At 72.4% G+C, this 16,642-nt stretch carries 13 protein-coding genes and 2 pseudogenes; 4 read left to right on the forward strand and 11 right to left on the reverse strand.

Annotated features, from left to right (window positions below):
- Positions 1-64 precede the first annotated feature (64 nt).
- Positions 65-826 (reverse strand): PIG-L deacetylase family protein, encoded by a 762-nt coding sequence (locus tag OG386_RS05045; protein WP_328786948.1) that lies wholly within the window; start codon positions 824-826, stop codon positions 65-67.
- A gap of 18 nt (positions 827-844) precedes the next feature.
- Between OG386_RS05045 and OG386_RS05050 the strand changes: the two genes are divergently transcribed.
- Entirely contained in the window at positions 845-1,663 is an 819-nt protein-coding gene (locus OG386_RS05050; protein WP_328786949.1) for an MBL fold metallo-hydrolase, read from the forward strand.
- A gap of 33 nt (positions 1,664-1,696) precedes the next feature.
- Here OG386_RS05050 and OG386_RS05055 read toward each other — a convergent pair whose 3' ends face one another.
- The 4 genes from OG386_RS05055 to OG386_RS05070 all read right to left on the reverse strand — a co-directional run bounded on the left by OG386_RS05055 (position 1,697) and on the right by OG386_RS05070 (position 6,351).
- The gene (locus OG386_RS05055; RefSeq protein ID WP_328786950.1) at positions 1,697-2,620 is read right to left on the reverse strand and encodes an FG-GAP repeat domain-containing protein; all 924 of its coding nucleotides are present in this window, start codon (positions 2,618-2,620) and stop codon (positions 1,697-1,699) included.
- 131 nt (positions 2,621-2,751) lie between these two features.
- Entirely contained in the window at positions 2,752-4,062 is a 1,311-nt protein-coding gene (locus tag OG386_RS05060; RefSeq protein WP_328786951.1) for an alpha/beta fold hydrolase, read from the reverse strand.
- Between the two features lie 161 nt (positions 4,063-4,223).
- Entirely contained in the window at positions 4,224-5,309 is a 1,086-nt protein-coding gene (locus OG386_RS05065) for an S-(hydroxymethyl)mycothiol dehydrogenase (protein ID WP_328786952.1), read from the reverse strand.
- A 73-nt stretch (positions 5,310-5,382) separates the two neighbouring features.
- Positions 5,383-6,351, reverse strand: a complete 969-nt coding sequence (locus OG386_RS05070; RefSeq protein ID WP_328786953.1) for a LysR family transcriptional regulator — start codon at positions 6,349-6,351, stop codon at positions 5,383-5,385.
- 71 nt (positions 6,352-6,422) lie between these two features.
- Here OG386_RS05070 and OG386_RS05075 point away from each other — a divergent pair, with 71 nt between their 5' ends.
- Positions 6,423-7,331: a dihydrodipicolinate synthase family protein gene (locus OG386_RS05075; protein ID WP_328786954.1), complete on the forward strand. Its 909-nt coding sequence runs from the start codon at positions 6,423-6,425 to the stop codon at positions 7,329-7,331.
- A gap of 394 nt (positions 7,332-7,725) precedes the next feature.
- Entirely contained in the window at positions 7,726-8,460 is a 735-nt protein-coding gene (locus OG386_RS05080) for a transglycosylase SLT domain-containing protein (protein WP_328786955.1), read from the forward strand.
- Positions 8,461-8,479: 19 nt separating this feature from the next.
- Here OG386_RS05080 and OG386_RS05085 read toward each other — a convergent pair.
- From OG386_RS05085 to OG386_RS05110, 6 genes and pseudogenes are all read right to left on the reverse strand, one after another.
- Positions 8,480-9,322 (reverse strand): annotated as a pseudogene (locus tag OG386_RS05085) (transposase).
- A 79-nt stretch (positions 9,323-9,401) separates the two neighbouring features.
- Positions 9,402-10,136, reverse strand: coding sequence for a hypothetical protein (locus tag OG386_RS05090; protein ID WP_328786956.1), 735 nt, complete (start codon positions 10,134-10,136; stop codon positions 9,402-9,404).
- 188 nt (positions 10,137-10,324) lie between these two features.
- Complete coding sequence (locus tag OG386_RS05095) at positions 10,325-11,230, reverse strand: phytoene/squalene synthase family protein (RefSeq protein ID WP_328786957.1); 906 nt, start codon at positions 11,228-11,230, stop codon at positions 10,325-10,327.
- 53 nt (positions 11,231-11,283) lie between these two features.
- The gene (locus tag OG386_RS05100; RefSeq protein ID WP_328786958.1) at positions 11,284-13,041 is read right to left on the reverse strand and encodes a serine/threonine-protein kinase; all 1,758 of its coding nucleotides are present in this window, start codon (positions 13,039-13,041) and stop codon (positions 11,284-11,286) included.
- A gap of 27 nt (positions 13,042-13,068) precedes the next feature.
- Positions 13,069-13,866, reverse strand: a pseudogene (locus OG386_RS05105) (peptide-N4-asparagine amidase); the annotation flags it as partial.
- Positions 13,867-14,218: 352 nt separating this feature from the next.
- Positions 14,219-15,121, reverse strand: coding sequence for a hypothetical protein (locus OG386_RS05110; protein WP_328786959.1), 903 nt, complete (start codon positions 15,119-15,121; stop codon positions 14,219-14,221).
- A 107-nt stretch (positions 15,122-15,228) separates the two neighbouring features.
- Between OG386_RS05110 and OG386_RS05115 the strand changes: the two genes are divergently transcribed.
- Positions 15,229-16,629, forward strand: coding sequence for a hypothetical protein (locus OG386_RS05115; protein WP_328786960.1), 1,401 nt, complete (start codon positions 15,229-15,231; stop codon positions 16,627-16,629).
- The last annotated feature ends 13 nt before the right edge of the window (positions 16,630-16,642 follow it).

Consider the following 16,642-nt stretch of genomic DNA (forward strand, 5'->3'; position numbering starts at 1 on the left):
GCACCCCCGGCCCGATGGCTGACGACCCGTCGAACTGACGGATCGTCAGACTAGGGGCGGCCGGTCAGCGGGGGAAGACCTCGAACGCAACGGCCGGCCGCCCGCCGAACCGGGCTGCGGCCTGCTGGGCGTTCCCGGTGAGGAAGGTGCGGACGTACTCCTCGGGGTCCTGGTCGGTGAGCACCTCGATGTACGCCTTGTGCTCCAGGAGGGACTTGATCGAACGCTCCAGCCCGGGGCCGGCGTCGACCGCGTGCGTCGGGGTGGCGGAGCCGGCCACCGCGACCCAGCGCACGCCGTTCCACGGCTCCAGGCCCTGCTCGATGAGCTCGGGGAAGATCCAGCGGTTCCCGGCGTCACCGGCCGCGTCCAGCACGGCCCGGCCGACGGCCTTGTGGTCGGGGGTGTTCCAGTAGCCGCCGCCCTGCGCACCGCCCCACGTGTCGCGGTGGTTGAGGGTCACGATCAGCTCGGGCCGGTGCCGCCGGATGGCAGCGGCGATGTCCCGGCGCAGCTCGAGTCCGTACTCGACGACGCCGTCGCGATAGTCCAGGAACTCCACCTCGGACACGCCGACGACCGCGGCGCTCGCCCGCTGCTCCGCCTCGCGCAGGGGACCGCAGTCGGCGGGGGCGATGCTGTCGATGCCCGCCTCGCCGCGCGTGGCGAGGAGGTAGGCGAACTCCCGGCCCCCGTCGGTCCAGTGCGCGATGGCCGCGGCGCACCCGTACTCCAGGTCGTCGGGGTGCGCGACCACCGCGAGGGCGCGCGTCCAGTCGGTGGGCATGGGCTGCAATGCGGGCTGCTGATCAGGTTGTTCGGTCATGTCTCGCACAATAGGCGAATGGACCGACACGGGCGGGTGGTGGCGCTGCTCGACGCCACGGGGATCTTCTTCGAGCCGGCCCGTACGGCCTTCCCGGGGGCGAGCGGGGCCGCGTGGGAGCGGGCCGGGCAGCTGGATCCGGGCGCGACCGGACCGGACGGGACCTGGGCGCTCGATTTCCGGTGCTTCGCGATCGCCCGGCCCGGCGGCCGCTGGGTGCTGGTGGACGCCGGGGTCGGGCCGGCGCAGTCCCCCGCCGCCGCCTGGGCGCCGGTACCGGGGCGGCTGCCGGACGCCCTCGCCGCGGCCGGCATCGCTCCGGCCGACGTGGAGGCCGTGGTCCTGACCCACCTTCACGAGGACCACGCGGGCTGGTCGTCGGGGGCCGACGGGCAACCGTTCTTCCCGGCGGCCCGGTACGTCGTACAGCGCGCAGAGGTGGCCGGGCTGGACCGGGCGGACCCGGTGTGGGACTGGACGGTGGCGCCGTTGCGGGCGGGCGGGCAGCTGCACGAGGTGGACGGGACCCACCGGCTGGCCCCCGGCATCACCTTGCTGCCGACGCCCGGGCACACCCCGGGACACCAGTCGGTACTGGTGGACCAGGGCGCCGGGGCCCGGGACGTGGTGGTCACCGGGGACGTACTGGTGCACGCGGTACAGCTGGGCGACCCAGCGGTCCCGTACTCCCACGAGCGCGACCGGGAGACCGCCCGGGCCTCCCGGGAGGACCTGCTGGCGCGGGCCAGACGGCGCGGCGCCCTCCTGGCCACCGCGCACCTGACCCGCGCGTTCGTGGAGCCGCCCCCGGAAACGACAGCGGGCCGGCGCCCCTGACCGGGGACGCCGGCCCGGCGGGTCGAGGCGGGATCAGCCGACCGGCCGCGGGGTCGTGTCGATGCCGGTGGCCGTCGCCCGGAACCAGACGGCCTTGCCGTCGGCGCCGACGGCAGCCAGGTCGGTCCGCCCGTCGCGGTCGAAGTCGCCCGCCGAGACCGGGGTCGGGTACGCCGTCCGGCCGAGGCCCGAGCCGATCTTCACGCGCTGCGCCGTGCCCCGGCTCGTGGGGTCGAGGTGCCCGGCGGCCAGCAGGTCGGGCTCGCCGTCACCATTGACGTCACCCGAGCCGGCGACGTCCTCGGCGTGGGACGAGCGGTTGTCCCCGGTCCACGCCGGGGCGTCGTTCACGCACCCCGCGTCCGGATCCGCGACCGGGCGGGAGACGTCCGAAACGATGGTGCCGCTCGGACGAACGCCCCCGGGGCCGTTGCCCGGCACGCGCCGGAGCAGCTTCCGCTGGAGCCCGGCGCGGGGCTCGAGCACCAGCAGGTCGTTGTAGCCGCCGCCGGTCCAGTCCCCGCTGGTGGCGATCCTGGTTCCGCGGGCGAAGGACGCCCCGGCGCCACGGTGACCTCCCGCGTTCGCAGAGACGGCGCCGACGCTCCACAGCTCCACCGGTCGGCCCGTGCAGGACGCGGCCCCCGTGTTGGTGATCCGGAGGGTCGCCTTGGAGACCGTGGCACCCCCAGCGCGGTGGTGTCCGGGCGGAGGTAGGCGCGGGACGGGCCCTCGGCGCCGCCCTCGTTGTCCACGCGCAGGTCGTCGGCGGTGTTCGGAGTAGGAGCGGTTCGGGTTCTTCTTGGACACGCGCGGCCAGGCCTGCGCGCCGACGGCGGGGCTCCCCCGCCCCGCGGCGCTGACGGCGGGCGCGGCGACGGCGGTCGTCGCCGTTCCTGCCACCACGCCGGTCGCGGCCAGTCCGCCGGCCAGGGCCAGCGAGACGGCGCTCGACATCCTTCTCAGGATGCAGGCTCCACACATCGGTCGGTCCCTCGGGTACCAGGCCCCGCCCCAACCGTGTGATCAACTTCTGCCGGAACGATGTATCGAGGCCGAATCACATCCCTGACCTGCACGGACACCGGTCACGCCTCGTCGCGGACCAGGGACAGCAGGCGGTCCAGGACGCGGGGGCCGCCGGCGCGGACGCCGTCGTGCTCGAACTCGTCCGTCACCCAGGTCCGCAGGCCCCGGACGGAGCGGGCCGTCTCCAGCGAGTGCGCGGTGTCCACGTACATGTCGTCGTGGTAGACGGCGGCGGCCACCGGCACCTCGTTGGCGGCCAGGCGGGCCGGGTCGTAGAGCGGCTGCCAGCCGGTGCGGGCGGCCAGCAGGTCCGCCGTCTCGCGCAGCGGGGCGAGGGACGGGTCGGTGGTGAAGTGCCAGGGGTGGATGGTCTCGCCGGTGAAGAGCAGCGGCTCGTCGCCCGCGAGGGTCTTGTCGGCGTCGAAGCGGGGGTGGCCGGCGCGGACCCGTTCGGCGGCCCATGCGGTGGGCGCGGCGGGGTCCTGGGCGTAGATCGCCTCGTGGACCAGCGCGTAGAGGGGGTGCCCGGCGAAGGAGAGCTCGGCGCGGACGCCCTCCAGGAAGGCGTCGGAGAGGGCGGGTCCCGCGGGGGTCGGCACGAACGCGTCCTCGAGCAGGTAGTGGAGCCGGTGGCTGCCGTCGCCCCCGCCGAGGAGGATGCCGAGGGACTGGAAGCCCTCGACGGTGAGGCGGTGGCCGCCGGGGAGTTCGGTCGGGTGCTCCGCGAGGTGGGCGGCGATCCGGCGGGCGCGCTCGACGTCCATCGGGTACCGGGCGTAGTGGGCCCGGTTCTTGCGCTCGATGCGGGGGTACGCGGCCTCGTACACCTCGTCGGCGGTGGCGGTCAGGGAGGGGAGGCCGCCGGTGATCAGGGCGGCGGTGAGGCCTTCGGGCGCGGTGGAGAGGTAGTGGGTCGTGCAGAAGCCGCCGAAGCTCTGGCCGAGCACGGTCCAGGGAGCGCCGCCGGTCAGGCCGGGGCGGATGGCCTCGGCATCGCGCACGATGGAGTCGGCGCGGAAGTGGGCGAGGTACTCGGCCTGCTGCGCGGGGGTGCCGCGCAGGGGCAGGGTCTGCCGGTTCACCGGGGTGGAGCGGCCGGTCCCGCGCTGGTCGAGGAACAGCACCCGGTACTCGGTCAGCGCGCGCTCCAGCCAGCCCTGGCGGCCGATGAAGCGGCGGGCTCCGAAGCCCGGACCACCCTCCAGGTAGAGCAGCCACGGCAGCGCCCCGGGGTCCTTGCCGGCCGCCACGACCTCCCGGGCGTACAGCTCGATCCGCTCCCCGTCCGGGCGCGCGTGGTCCAGGGGGACGGAGAACCGGTGGTCGGTGAGGACCGTGCCGGGCTGGCGGTAGCTGTGTGCGGTGGTCACGGACGGCCCCCAGGGGTACGAGGAGATGAAGGACCGCGCCCCGGCCGGGTGACGGCGGGGGCGCGGGGGTGTGGCGGTCCGAGTCTAGGCAGGACCGGACCCGGCCGGCCCGGCCGGGCGTGCCGGCCGGGCGTGCCGGGCGGGCCCGACCGGCCGGGGTGTCAGAACTCGACGACCGAGCGGAGGACTTCGCCGCGTTCCATCCGGGCGAAGGCGTCCTCGACGCCGTCGAGCGGGATGGTCTCGGAGACGAAGGCGTCCAGGTCGAGACGGCCTTGCAGGTAGAGGTCGATGAGCAGCGGGAAGTCGCGCTCGGGCAGGCAGTCCCCGTACCAGGAGGACTTCAGGGCGCCGCCGCGGCCGAAGACGTCCAGGAGCGGGAGTTCGAGCTTCATCTCCGGGGTCGGTACGCCCACCAGGACCACCGTCCCGGCCAGGTCGCGCGCGTAGAAGGCCTGCTGGTAGGTCTCGGGGCGGCCGACGGCGTCGATGACGACGTCCGCACCGTTGCCGCCGGTCAGCGCCTGGACGGCCTTGACCACGTCCTCCGTGCGCCCGTTGACCGTGTGGGTGGCGCCCAGGCCCCGGGCCCACTCCAGCTTCCGGTCGTCGAGGTCCACCGCGATGATCTTCGAGGCGCCCGCGAGTCGGGCTCCGGCCACGGCGGCGTTGCCCACTCCCCCGCAGCCGATGACGGCGACGGAGTCGCCCCGCCCGACGTTGCCGGTGTTCAGGGCGGCGCCGAGGCCGGCCATCACCCCGCAGCCGAGGAGTCCGGCGGCGGCCGGGGCGGCAGCCGGGTCCACCTTGGTGCACTGGCCGGCGGCGACCAGGGTCTTCTCGGCGAAGGCGCCGATGCCGAGGGCCGGGGAGAGCGGGGTGCCGTCCTCCAGGGTCATGGGCTGGGTGGCGTTGTGCGTGGCGAAGCAGTACCAGGGGCGTCCGCGCTTGCAGGCCCGACAGGTGCCGCACACCGCACGCCAGTTGAGGACCACGAAGTCGCCGGGGGCCACGGAGGTGACGTCCGGGCCGACGGACTCCACGATTCCGGCGGCCTCGTGGCCGAGCAGGAAGGGGTACCCGTCGTTGATGCCGCCCTCGCGGTAGTGCAGGTCGGTGTGGCAGACCCCGCAGGCCTGCACCCGGACGAGGGCCTCGCCGGGTCCCGGGTCGGGCACGAGGATCGTCGTCGTCTCCACCGGTGCGCCCTTGCTCCGGGCGATGACCCCTCGTACGCGATGTGTCACGTCGTACCCCACTCTGATCGTATCCGTCTGGATCAACGAACGTACACGGACGGCACGCGGTACGGGAGTTGTGTCACGTTCCGGCGCGCGACCCGGCCAGATCCGGCGGTACGGCGGCCCGAAGTGCCGTGCCGAAGGCCGCCACGGCCGGGTGCGCCCCGGCTCCGCTGCGGAAGGCGAGGTTGGTGCGGCGCTCCATGAGCAGGCGGGTGAGGCGTACGGCCGGATCGGCCGGGCCCGTGACCCCGAGCTGCGGTACGACGGCCACCCCCTGGCCCGCCGCGACGAGGGCGAGCACGGTGGCGAACTCGTCGACCTGGTGGCGGACCCGCGGGGTGAAACCGGCGGCCTGGCAGGCCCGGACGGTCATGGCGTGGCAGAGGGTGCCGGGGGTGGCGGTGATCCAGGGCGCCCCGGCGTACGTGCGCAGGACCGTGCCCTGGTCGGATGCGCCGGACTCGGCGGGTCCCCGGGGCGGGGCGGGGGCCCCGGGCGGGGCGGGGGCCCCGGCGGCGGGCGCGGCCAGGTACATCGCCTCGACGTAGAGGGGTTCGGTGGCCAGTCCCGGTTCGGGCTCGGCGGGTACGAAGTCGTACTCGTGCACCAGGGCCACGTCGAGGTCCCCGGCCCGCAGGGCGTGTGCCACCGCCGCCGGGTCCGTCTCCGAGACCATCGGCTCCAGCCCCGGGTGGCGCCGGGCGAGGGCGGTCAGCGCGGCCGGGACGATGGCCCGGGTGGCGGTGGGGAAGGCGCCGATCCGCAGGGCTCCGGCCAGGCCCCCGCGCGCTTCGGCGAGGTCGGCGTCGGCCCGTTCCAGCCGTTCGAGGACCGCCTCGGCGTGTCCGACCAGGTTCTGGCCGGCCGGGGTGAGGCGGACCCCGCGGCCGGTGCGCTCCAGCAGGGGCAGGCCGGCCTCCCGTTCGAGGGCGCTGAGCTGCTGGGAGACCGCCGAAGGGCTGAAGCTGAGGGCCTCGGCGACGGCGGCGATGGTGCCGCGGCGGGCGAGTTCGCGCAGCAGGCGCAGGCGTCGTACATCGAGCATCGGCTCAGCTTACGGGTCGAGTAAGAAAAGCGAACTGGATTTGATGCTTCGGACGGGCGAGGCTCTGGGGCATGGCACTGGACATCGCAGAGGACCTCCCGTTGCACGGGATCCACGTACCGCTGATCACTCCTTTCACCCGCACCGGGGACGTCGCGGCCGAGGCGCTGGAGGCGCTCGCCCACGAGGTGCTCGACGCCGGCGCCCGCGGCATCGTCGCGCTCGGCACCACCGCGGAGGCGGCCGGTCTCGACGAGGCGGAGCACGACCTCGTCACCGGGGTGTGCGCCCGGGTCTGCGGGGAGCGGGGCGCGCCGCTGGTCGTCGGCACGGGGGCCGGCGGCACCCGGGCCGCCGGGGCCTCGCTGGCCCGGCTGACCCGGTGGCCCGAGGTGCGGGCGGCGCTGGTGACGGTGCCGCCGTTCGTCCGGCCCTCGGCCGCCGGGGTGCTGGCGCACTTCGCGCGGCTGGCCGAGGTGAGCCCGGTACCGCTGATCGTCTATCACATCCCGTACCGGACCGGGCAGCCCCTGGACGCGGACGCACTGCGGGCGCTCGGGGCACTGCCGGGAGTCGCCGGCGTGAAGTACGCGGGCGGCGGCATCGGCGAGGACGCGGTGGCCCTCCTCGGCGACCTGCCTGCCGGGTTCGAGGTGCTGGCCGGTGACGACGCCTACCTGTCCCCGCTGCTGGCGCTTGGTGCGGTGGGCGGGATCCTGGCCTCGGCGCATCTGGCGACGGAGCGCTTCGTGGAGCTCGACGCGGCCTGGCGGGCGGGCGACGTGGTCCGGGCGCGGCCGCTGGGGCACGCGCTGGCCCGGATGTCGACGGCGGCCTTCGCCGAGCCCAATCCGGCGGTGCTCAAGGGCGTCCTGCACGCCCAGGGGCGGATCCCGACCCCGGACGTCCGACTGCCCCTGCTGCCGGCCTCACGGGGGGCGGTGACGGCGGTGACGGCCGCCCTGGCGCGGCTGGCGTGACCCCGGGCGCACGCCGGCCGGGAACACGCCCGAAAGAGTCCTGAATGGGCGATTCGGTGCTTACGGGCAAGTAGCCCGAATGAGGCGCTTAGAGACTGGACTTGCCCGTATTGGCCCTCCGGTCGACGACCCGTGATGTGAGCCACATCGGACATCTCAACATCATTTCCGGCAAACAGTCGATTCCCTTTTCCCGGAAAGGGAATCGGCTATTGCGTCGATACCCCTTCAAGGTCATTTACCCGACCGATAGCGAGATGTCGATCTATCGGTGGAATTCGGGTCTTGTTCCCGCGCGGCGGGCTCGCCTACGGTCACCTCGTTCCTGGTGGTCAGCAGCCGAATGGGGCCGCCGCCCGGGATCTCCCGTCCCCCCCACGTGAGGAATTCCGCCATGCCTGCAAAGGGTAAGCACCGTCGGCCGAAGCACTACCGGATCACCCGCAAGCTGGCCCTTGCCGGCACCGGTGGCGCGGCCCTCACTCTCCCGCTGATCAGTGCGACCACCGCCGGGGCGGTGGAGACGGCCGCCGCCCCCACGACGTATTCCGTGGTCGCGGGCGACACCCTTTCGGAGATCGCGGCGAAGCATTCCGTGACCGGTGGCTGGCAGCAGCTCTACGCGGCGAACCGGAGCGTCGTCGGCGACAACCCGTCGATCATCCGGCCCGGCATCAAACTGAAGCTCGGCACCCCGGCGGAGACCGAGCGTGCGAGCAGGTCCGCCGCCCGGACCACCCTCACGCCCGCTGCCAAGCCCGCGGTCAAGACCACCACCACCGCCGCCGTCAAGCCCGCCACCGCCTACCCGAACAATCTCGACGGGTGGATCCGCGAGTCCCTCGCCGTCATGGCCAAGCACGGAATTCCCGGCTCCTACAACGGAATTCACCGCAATGTGATGCGGGAGTCCTCGGGCAATCCGCTGGCGATCAACAACTGGGACATCAACGCCCGCAACGGCATCCCGTCCAAGGGGCTGCTCCAGGTCATCGATCCGACCTTCCGCGCCTATCACGTTCCCGGCACCTCGACGAACTCCTACGACCCGGTCGCCAACATCACCGCCGCCTGCAACTACGCGGCAGCGCGCTACGGCTCGATCGACAACGTCAACGGGGCCTACTAGGGCGCGTATTGGGTCGCGATCAATCGGTGGTCTGGGTAGGGTCCTTGATCCAGATCATCGAGGCGCGCAAGTGGAGGCCGGCGAGGTAGCTGTCCGGGGTCTTGTCGTATCGGGTGGCGATGCCGCGCCAGGTGGGTCCGGTTGCCGCGGGACGAATAGGCCTTGAAGGCGGCGACCGCGTTCGGCCGGGTGCGGGGACGGCCGACAGGACCACGGACCCGCATCTTCCCCAGCACTGGGATGAACTGCGGGCCGTCCGCGGCCTGGCCCGCAGTCAGGACGAACGCCAGCGGGCGGCACCTGCGGTCGGCGGCGAGATGGACCTTGCTGGTCTGTCCGCCCCGCGAGCGTCCCAGGAACGCAGCCTTCAGACGGAGCTTGCGCCGGCGTCGAATGCGTCGCCGCCCCTCCCGCCCGGGGCAGGCTTCGGTGTCCTGCCCGTTTCGTTCCTCGCGGCTGCCCCCTTTGACCTGGCCTTCTCCTCGGCAGCGGCCTTCTCCAGCGCGGTGATGACATTCTCGCCCAGGTGCATCCCGGCCGCGTCGTGGTGGGCCCGGGCGGTCGTGGAGTCGATACTGACCAGGGCCAGGTCCACCTCGCCCCGCTTCACGGCCTCCGCGATCACGCCCTCCAGCAGGGCCTCGAAGACGCCGGCATCACGCCACTGCCGGAAGCGGTGATGGACGGTTGACCAGGCACCGAACTCCTGCGGCATCTCCCGCCACTGCCCGCCGGTCCTGAACCGCCAGATCACCCCCTCGAACTGCTGCCGCAGCCGCTCGGGATACGGGCCGTACTCGCCGATCGGCAGGCACGGCCCGATGAACTCCCACTCCGCATAAGTCAGTTGCAGGCGTGTCACACAAGATGATCTACCGGTTCCAGCCGCCTCATGAGGGCGAATCCCGTAGATCTATCACGACTCAATACGCGCCCCTAGGTCAGCCGGCGGAGGAGGCACGCTTCTTGACGACCTCGAACGGGGTGTTGCCCGTGTACTGGTTCTCGCCCGCGGGGAGGCAGTTCTCCTCCCGGACGGTGCCGGCCCCGTCGCAGTGCTCGAAGGCCATCCTGAAGAACACCGTGGTCGTGTGCGTACCGGGCTTGAGGCCGGGCAGCGCGGGCGACGCAAAGTTGGCGAAGGGCAGCCCCTCCTCGATCGTCACCAGGCGCAGGACCTCGGGGCCGAAGGAGTAGCTCCGTTCCTGCGGGGTGCCGATGTCCTGGGTGATGCGGACGCCGAGGAACTTCAGGAGGAAGTCGTCGAAGGGATTCGGCAGCGAGGGTGTGTACCCCGCCGGATAGACGGCGGTGGCCGCGTCGGCGGCCGTGCCCCAGCTGGGGAAGGCCCGTACCCACGGCTTCCACGCCACTGCGACGCGGCAGTTGGGCGGGCCAATGATCTGCTCCCGGATCGACAGCTGCGCATTGATGTCGACCCCCTCCGAGGAGAGGCAGTGGTTCCCCCCGTCGGAGGAGGTTGGTGTCGTCACCCCTTGCGCCGCGGTCTCCTCCCAGCCCTTGTCCGCGTGGGCCGTGCCGCCGCCCAGGGTCGTCAGTACGGTCGCCAGAGCGGCGCAGGCCAGGGCCGCTCGGATCCGGGTGGGTCTCATCCGCCATTGCCTTTCGACGTCGCCGTCGGGGCCCTGTCCGCGCAACGGCAGGGCCCCGCTCACGCGCCGAGCATGGCCCGCACCGGCTAGGAGCCGACGCCGGACACGCGTGCACCCGCTGCGCGCACCACCCTTGGTCGGCGTGGTGCGGCCATTCGGCCGAGGAAGACCTCACCCGAACCACCCGCTGATCACGACTCGGTACGCACCCTAGGGCACCCCCTGCACACCGGGGAACTCCCCGCGCCGGTTCACACCGGGCGACGCCGGGCGGCGCGGACGAGGATCCGCAGGGGCGCCGCCAGGCCGTAGCCGATGTCCCGGCGCAGGGCGGCGGCCCCCGCCCGCTCCACGGCGGTCAGCTGGTGCGCCATCAGCTCCGTCATGGTCGCGATGACGGGACGCAGCCCGGGTTCGGCGAGGTCGCCGATGCCGTGGGCGGCGTCCAGCGCCGTACGGGCACGACGGCACTCGGCGGCCAAGAGGGCGCGCACGGCCGGGGTGTCGCGGGCTTGTTCCAGGTCGGCGCGGGTCACGGAGTGCTCGTCGAGCCGGGCCCGCGGGATGCAGAGCCGGCCGTCCGCGAGGTCCTCGCGGAGATCGGCGAGGAAGTCCACGCGCTGGGCGGCGTCGACGAACCACCGCCAGCCCGCGGCCTGTTCCGGGTCGGGGCCGCCCTGGTACTGCAGTCCGGTGAAGACCAGCACCCCGGGCCACGCGTAGGCGTCGAGGTAGGCCTGGAAGTCCTCCTCCGCGGCGAAGCCGTCGAAGCCGGCCTCAGCGGTCGCGGCGCCCTCGAGGAAGCGGGAGACCCAGTGCGGGGGCAGGCCCCGGGAGTCCACCGCGTGCGCGTAGGCCCGCAGCAGGGGGTCGGGACTGTCCCCGGACTCCAACGCCGCCTCCACCCGCTCGGACAACGCGGCGAGACCGGCGGCCCGCTGCTGCGGGGTACCGGTCTCGGCGACGTCGTCGACCAGGTTCATGAAGGCGAGGCCCGCGGCGAGAGCGGGCACCAGCGGCGGCGCGGCGAGCAGCCGCAGCGCCAGGTAGGGGGCTGGCTCGCGGCGGAGCACCCGGCGCGCGGCGCGGGTGTAGTCGTCGCGCAGCCGGGGGCCGGAAATGCCGGCCCCCGTGAGGGTGGTGCGCCAGCTGGGCATCGTGGTCGTACTCCTGAACGCGTCGGTCCGTACGTGCGTACGGGTAGACGATGTCAGAACTTGGTGACCTTCTTGACCTTGCCGTCGACACCGGCGAGCGCATAGCCGCCGCGACCGTACTCGTCGATGAGGTAGGGCCGCATGCAGGGGACCTGGTCCATCATCCAGGGCTCGACGACCACATAGGTCATGGTCGGCTTCTCGATGCCCGACTCCTTCTTCGTCTGCTCGAACAGGCTTGGCAGCGCGTCCCAGTTGACTGCGGCCATGTCGATGAGCGGCTCGCCCTCCTCGACCGTGCCGTCCGGGCCCGTGCGCTTGGCGGCGCCGTCGCGGTACTGCCAGGCGTCGACGGTGTCGGCGCCGGGAGCGGTGGGGACCTTGGCGAGGACGTAGCCCTCGTAGACCTTGAGGTCCACGAAGGTGGTGGTGCCGGTCTTCTCCTTGAGCGCGTCCAGGGCGATCCGGATGTTCTCCGGGGTGAGCATGCTGCCGCGGGCCGTGCCAGCCTTGGACGTGCTCGCCTTCGCAGCGGGGGTGGAAGCCGGGGTACCGCCCGAGGTGGCGACGGCGGGCCGGGTGGCGCGGGAGTCGGCCGCGTCGTCGTTCCCGGAGTTCCCGTCGGGCATCAACTGGACGATCCCGACCACCGCGGCCGCCAGCACCACGGTCAGCGCAGCGCCGATCAGGGCCGGGCGCCTGCGCGGTGCGGGCGTCAGCCCGACGGGCGTGGTGGGGGCCGCGTAGGGGGAGGCGCCCTGGCCGAACGGCGGCGGGGTGGGCGATCCGTACGGGCCGCCGTACGGGCCGTACTGACCCGGGACGCCGGGCGCGGCCGGTGCGCCCGGTCCGGCGGGCGCGGAGACGGACGGCGCGGAGACCGCCGGCGCGGAGACGGACGGCGCGGAGACCGCCGGTACGGAGACGGCCGGCGCAGCGCCCGGCGTCCCGTAGCCGGATCCGAAAGCGGCGCTCGCGGCCCGGAGCAGTTGTTCCAGCTGAGCCCCGTCGGGCCGGGCGGCCGGGTCCCGTACGAGCAGCCGTTCCAGTACGGGTGCCAGCGGGCCGGAGCGCACGGGCGCCGGGATCGGCTCGTCGAGCACGGCGACGACGGTGGCCAGGCTGGTGGCCCGGCGCAGCGGGTTGGTCCCCTCGGCGGCCACGTAGAGGAGCATCCCGAGCGACCACAGGTCGGAGGCGGCCAGCCCCTCCTCCCCGCGGACCCGTTCGGGCGCGATGTACTCCGGGGAGCCGATCAGCACGCCGGTCGCGGTGAGTCCGGTGGAGTCGTGCAGCGCGGCGATGCCGAAGTCGGTCAGCACGGCCGACCCGTCGGGGCGCAGCAACACGTTGGCGGGCTTCACGTCACGGTGGAGGATCCCCTCGGCGTGGGCGGCGCGCAGCGCGGACAGCACGTCGAGGCCGAGCCGCACCACCTCGGCGGGCGGCATGGGGCCGGACTCCAGGCGGTCGTACAGGGAACCGCCCCGGACCATCTCCATGACGATCCACGGGTGCCCGTCCGTACCCTCCGCGGGCTCGACGATGTGGTGGATCGTCACCACGTGGGGGTGGGCGAGCCGGGCGAGGGCACGGGCCTCGCGGACGGCGCGTTCGCGCATCTGGTCCGCGAGGCCCGGCTGGGCTGCGGCGGTCGCCGGGTCCGGCGGGCGCACCTCCTTGAGCGCGACCTCGCGGTGGAGGGCGATGTCGCGGGCGCGCCACACCGTACCCATGCCCCCGCTGCCTAGCGGTGCGACCAGCTCGAAACGGCCGTCGATCAGCTGTCTGCCGGCCTCACTCGTATCCATGGGCGCTCATCGTAGGGGGCGACCGGATCAGCAGCGTCGGCGGTCCACCGTCAGCGTGCCCTGAGCGGTGGCCACCGTCCGGTCGTAACACCCACCAGGTGCTGCGGACCCGTACAACCGGTAGCGGGCGGACGTGGTGGCGACCGCGTGACGCTGGTCGCGCGGGACGTTCGCGGTGTAGGTGGCGTCGCCCGCGTACCGGTCGTCGAGCCGGGAGCGGTCGACGACCTTGCCGCCGCGCAGGGTGACGGTGTCGGCGCGGTCGCCGAGCGAGAGGACGGTGCGCAGCCGGTCGCCGGCGCCGAGGGTGGTCTCGCCGTCCATCGTGTAGGTGCGGTCGGTCCGCGTGGTGGCCGGCCCTCGCGTCACGCTCTCCTCGTCGGTCCACGTGGCGGTGAGCGCGTCCTGGTTCTCGCCGTCGGTCCAGCGGTGCACGGAGGTGCCCCGTACGGCGCGGGTGACGGTGGTGGCCACGCGGCCGTGGGAGGTGTTCAGGTGTCCGGCGACGGTGAGCCGGTGTCCGCCCTCGGTGTCCAGGCGGTGCTGCGCACCGGGGGCCGCGGGGGTCCACCGGGAGTGGCCGGTGGGATCGCCCGGCTCGTACCGGGTCAGGGCGCCGGTGACGACCTCCCGGGCCCCGTCCTGCCAGAGCAGCAGGTTGGTGGGGGTGCTCCAGCCGCTCTGTCCGGCGGGAACCCCGGCGACGGAGACCTCGATGCGGTGCGGTCGGCCGTCGTTGAGGAGGGCGGCGTAGGGAGTGAGGTCGTAGCGGATCGGCTGGACGTCGAAGGCGCGCGGGCCGGGGGTGACGTACCAGAGGAAGGGAGCAGGTAGCAGTAAGGGAGTACGTCTGACCTGCGGTTTCACAGCAATCCCTCGGGATATCACCACACTTGGTGTGCCCGGAGTAGCCCCAGGTCACCCCGTGGATTCCCCGATCTCGCGCACCGCCAGGTGCCCGGGAGTGCCCGGAATCCGACGGTGCGTCAGAACCAAGGGGCCGCCTCACGCCGCCCTAATGGGGCCGCGATGCCAGGACGATACGGGCGCCGCCGTCGACCCGTACATCAACCGCGACGTCCTCGCGCAGCAGATCGCCCGCGAGGAACAGCAGCGCCGCGCGTCGTCAGAGCTCGGTGGAGGGGCACGGTTAGCGGATGAATCTCTGCCTGAGCTCTTAGTACGCTTCGAAGTCGGGTTCCCAGTCCGGGTCGGGCTCTTCGTCGTCGTTGAGTATCTGGGCTTTGATTCCAGCGAGATCGAGTTCCCACGTCGTGAGTATGAGACCGCACAGGCGGCACCCGAAGTGCCGGGGGAGGAACCAGACCTGCAGATAGTCCCCGTCCTGCTTGTCCCGGCCGCTTGCGAAGCCGGTGTGTCCGCACGCGGGGCATTCTGCGGGTACGGCGATCGGCCACGGAGCGGCGGTCGGCAGGGCGGAGAGACTGCTGACGAGTTCGGCGATCTCGGCTTCGGACAGGCGCCGGGTGGTCTGGGCGAAGTGCTCGCGGGCCTGCCGGAGTTTGGCGTGGTACCGGATCTCCATCTCGGTCACGGCCTGGGCCACCAGCGCGGTACAGGCTTCGAAGTGAGGCCCCCAAAAGCCCTCGGGCTCGGCCGACAGGGCCTTCAGCAGGGCGTTGATGTGCTCGATGCCCGCCTTCAGGAGATTGCGGCATTCCGTCACCGGCTGACCCCACCCCATGTGGGTGATGCCATTGCGAGACTCCCGGAGCTCCTTGAGCCCGGCAGGCGTCTGGTGCCCGGGGCCGAGGAGCTGGGCTGCCCTGAGGATGGCCCCCTCACCGCTGATGGTCTTGAGGCCGGCGCGCCCCTTCTTCGTCCTGTCTTCGTTGCCACTCAGGACCAGGAGGTCATCCAGGCTCGGCTGCTTCTCCGACGCGAGGAGCACGGGAGCGATGGACGCCAGGAACGCCTTGGACGCGTGTTCCACCGCGACCGCCATGTGGTGCACGGCGAAGTCCTGGTCTATGGGCTCCTCCAGGTACGCGTCGACAGCCGTGCGAGCCCACTTCCGGGCCGATATCAGCAGGTGCTCGTGGATCGATTCGTGCGACATGCGCATCAAGGTAGAGGGGTGGTGCGGGAGTGCACTGCGAATTTGCCTCCTGACCAAGGCGATCGGACGGGGTGGAATCGTGTCCGGGCGTCGCTCATCATCAGGGGATGGGGGAACAGATGGACATGGCGCTGCTGCGGAGGCTGATCGACGGCGTGCTCTCCACGCTGTACAGGCGCTATACCGAAAAGGAACTGCCGGCGCTGGGCGAGCGCCTCGGCCTTCCCCCGCCCAGTGCGGGCAGCAGCAAGCACGAGCGCCTGGTGGCCAGCCTGAATGCCTGCCCCGACGACCGCCTGCCGGACGTCGCCGACGCCGTTCTCGACCAAGAGGAGCTGGGCCAGGCCGAACGTATGGCGCTGCAGGACGTTCTGTGGCTCGGTCGTCACCACGTGCAGATCCCGAGCCGGACCAGGCGCGAGCTGGCCAGAGACTTCGATCTGTCCGATCACCTCAGCTACCCGGACCGCTTCATGGCGCTGTTGGGCCGCATGTGGCACCTGGACAACGATCCACTCGGCGGCTGGACCACCCCGACAAACAGCCTGCGCAGCCAGATCGAGCGCCACGTGATCCGGTTCCCGGACGACTGGACGACCGAGCAGTTCTTCGAGCAGCTCGGTGCCTTCGAAGCACCGCACCCCCGCTTCGGCGTCTTCCTCGAGAGGCTGGCCTCCGCCGCCGTCCTTCCCGACGAGCAAGCCCAGCGCCGCTTCGTCGAGCTCGCCAACCGGCATCTACAACCGGCTGGCGCCATCCTGAGCCAGGATGGAGAGGCCGACGGCTACCCCCGGTTCCACCTGGTCCAGCACGGCCGCGGCACCGCGCGTCGGCCGCGCAACCTCATCTTCGCCACCCTGGGCAAGCCCGACATCCGCTTCACCAGCGCCCTCGACAACGACATCGAGGTCGCTCAACGCGACGACAAGGTCCTGGTCTACGACCACCCCGTCGGCAAAGAGGGACTGCTCTGGCGCCACCTCCTGGCCTGGTGGCAGGAGACCCGGAACATCACCGACCACGAGCAGGCGGCCCGGTCCCTCTACAGCCGCATGGAGGCTTCCCTGCCCCCGAAGTCTCCAGGGCAGAAGAACCTGTTCTGGCACTACCACCACGCCCACCGGGACCACCTGAACGAGGTCCCCGCCCTCCTGCCGGAGATCTGGCTCCACTGGGACCCCAAGACCCTCCGCGAACGCGGACCGCAGGCCATGCAGAACCTGCGCATGGACTTCCTCATGCTGCTCCCCGGAAACCGGCGGGTGGTCCTGGAGGTCGACGGCATGCAGCACTTCACCCGCAACGCAGGAGCCGAACCCGACAGTACGAAGTACGCCGCGACCATGGCTGGCGACCGCGCCCTGAAGTTCCGTGGCTACGAGGTGTTCCGGTTCGGCCACGACGAACTCCGCGACCGCGACCGTGCTCAGCCCCTGCTTGCCGACTTCTTCGGGATGCTCCTTGACTGCCCACCCGGCTTGCGAGTGCCGCAGTCAGCCGGAGGCTGATCTGGGCTTCACA

The organism is Streptomyces sp. NBC_00273, from assembly GCF_036178145.1.
Lineage (GTDB): Bacteria > Actinomycetota > Actinomycetes > Streptomycetales > Streptomycetaceae > Streptomyces.

Excerpts from the sequence above, each read along its gene's own strand:
- OG386_RS05115 (WP_328786960.1), top strand. The coding sequence starts at position 15,229 with ATGGGGGAACAGATGGACATGGCGCTGCTGCGGAGGCTGATCGACGGC.
- OG386_RS05050 (WP_328786949.1), top strand. The coding sequence starts at position 845 with ATGGACCGACACGGGCGGGTGGTGGCGCTGCTCGACGCCACGGGGATC.
- OG386_RS05055 (WP_328786950.1), bottom strand. The coding sequence starts at position 2,620 with ATGTCGAGCGCCGTCTCGCTGGCCCTGGCCGGCGGACTGGCCGCGACC.
- OG386_RS05045 (WP_328786948.1), bottom strand. The coding sequence starts at position 826 with ATGACCGAACAACCTGATCAGCAGCCCGCATTGCAGCCCATGCCCACC.
- OG386_RS05080 (WP_328786955.1), top strand. The coding sequence starts at position 7,726 with ATGCCTGCAAAGGGTAAGCACCGTCGGCCGAAGCACTACCGGATCACC.
- OG386_RS05070 (WP_328786953.1), bottom strand. The coding sequence starts at position 6,351 with ATGCTCGATGTACGACGCCTGCGCCTGCTGCGCGAACTCGCCCGCCGC.
- OG386_RS05095 (WP_328786957.1), bottom strand. The coding sequence starts at position 11,230 with ATGCCCAGCTGGCGCACCACCCTCACGGGGGCCGGCATTTCCGGCCCC.
- OG386_RS05110 (WP_328786959.1), bottom strand. The coding sequence starts at position 15,121 with ATGTCGCACGAATCGATCCACGAGCACCTGCTGATATCGGCCCGGAAG.
- OG386_RS05075 (WP_328786954.1), top strand. The coding sequence starts at position 6,423 with ATGGCACTGGACATCGCAGAGGACCTCCCGTTGCACGGGATCCACGTA.
- OG386_RS05100 (WP_328786958.1), bottom strand. The coding sequence starts at position 13,041 with ATGGATACGAGTGAGGCCGGCAGACAGCTGATCGACGGCCGTTTCGAG.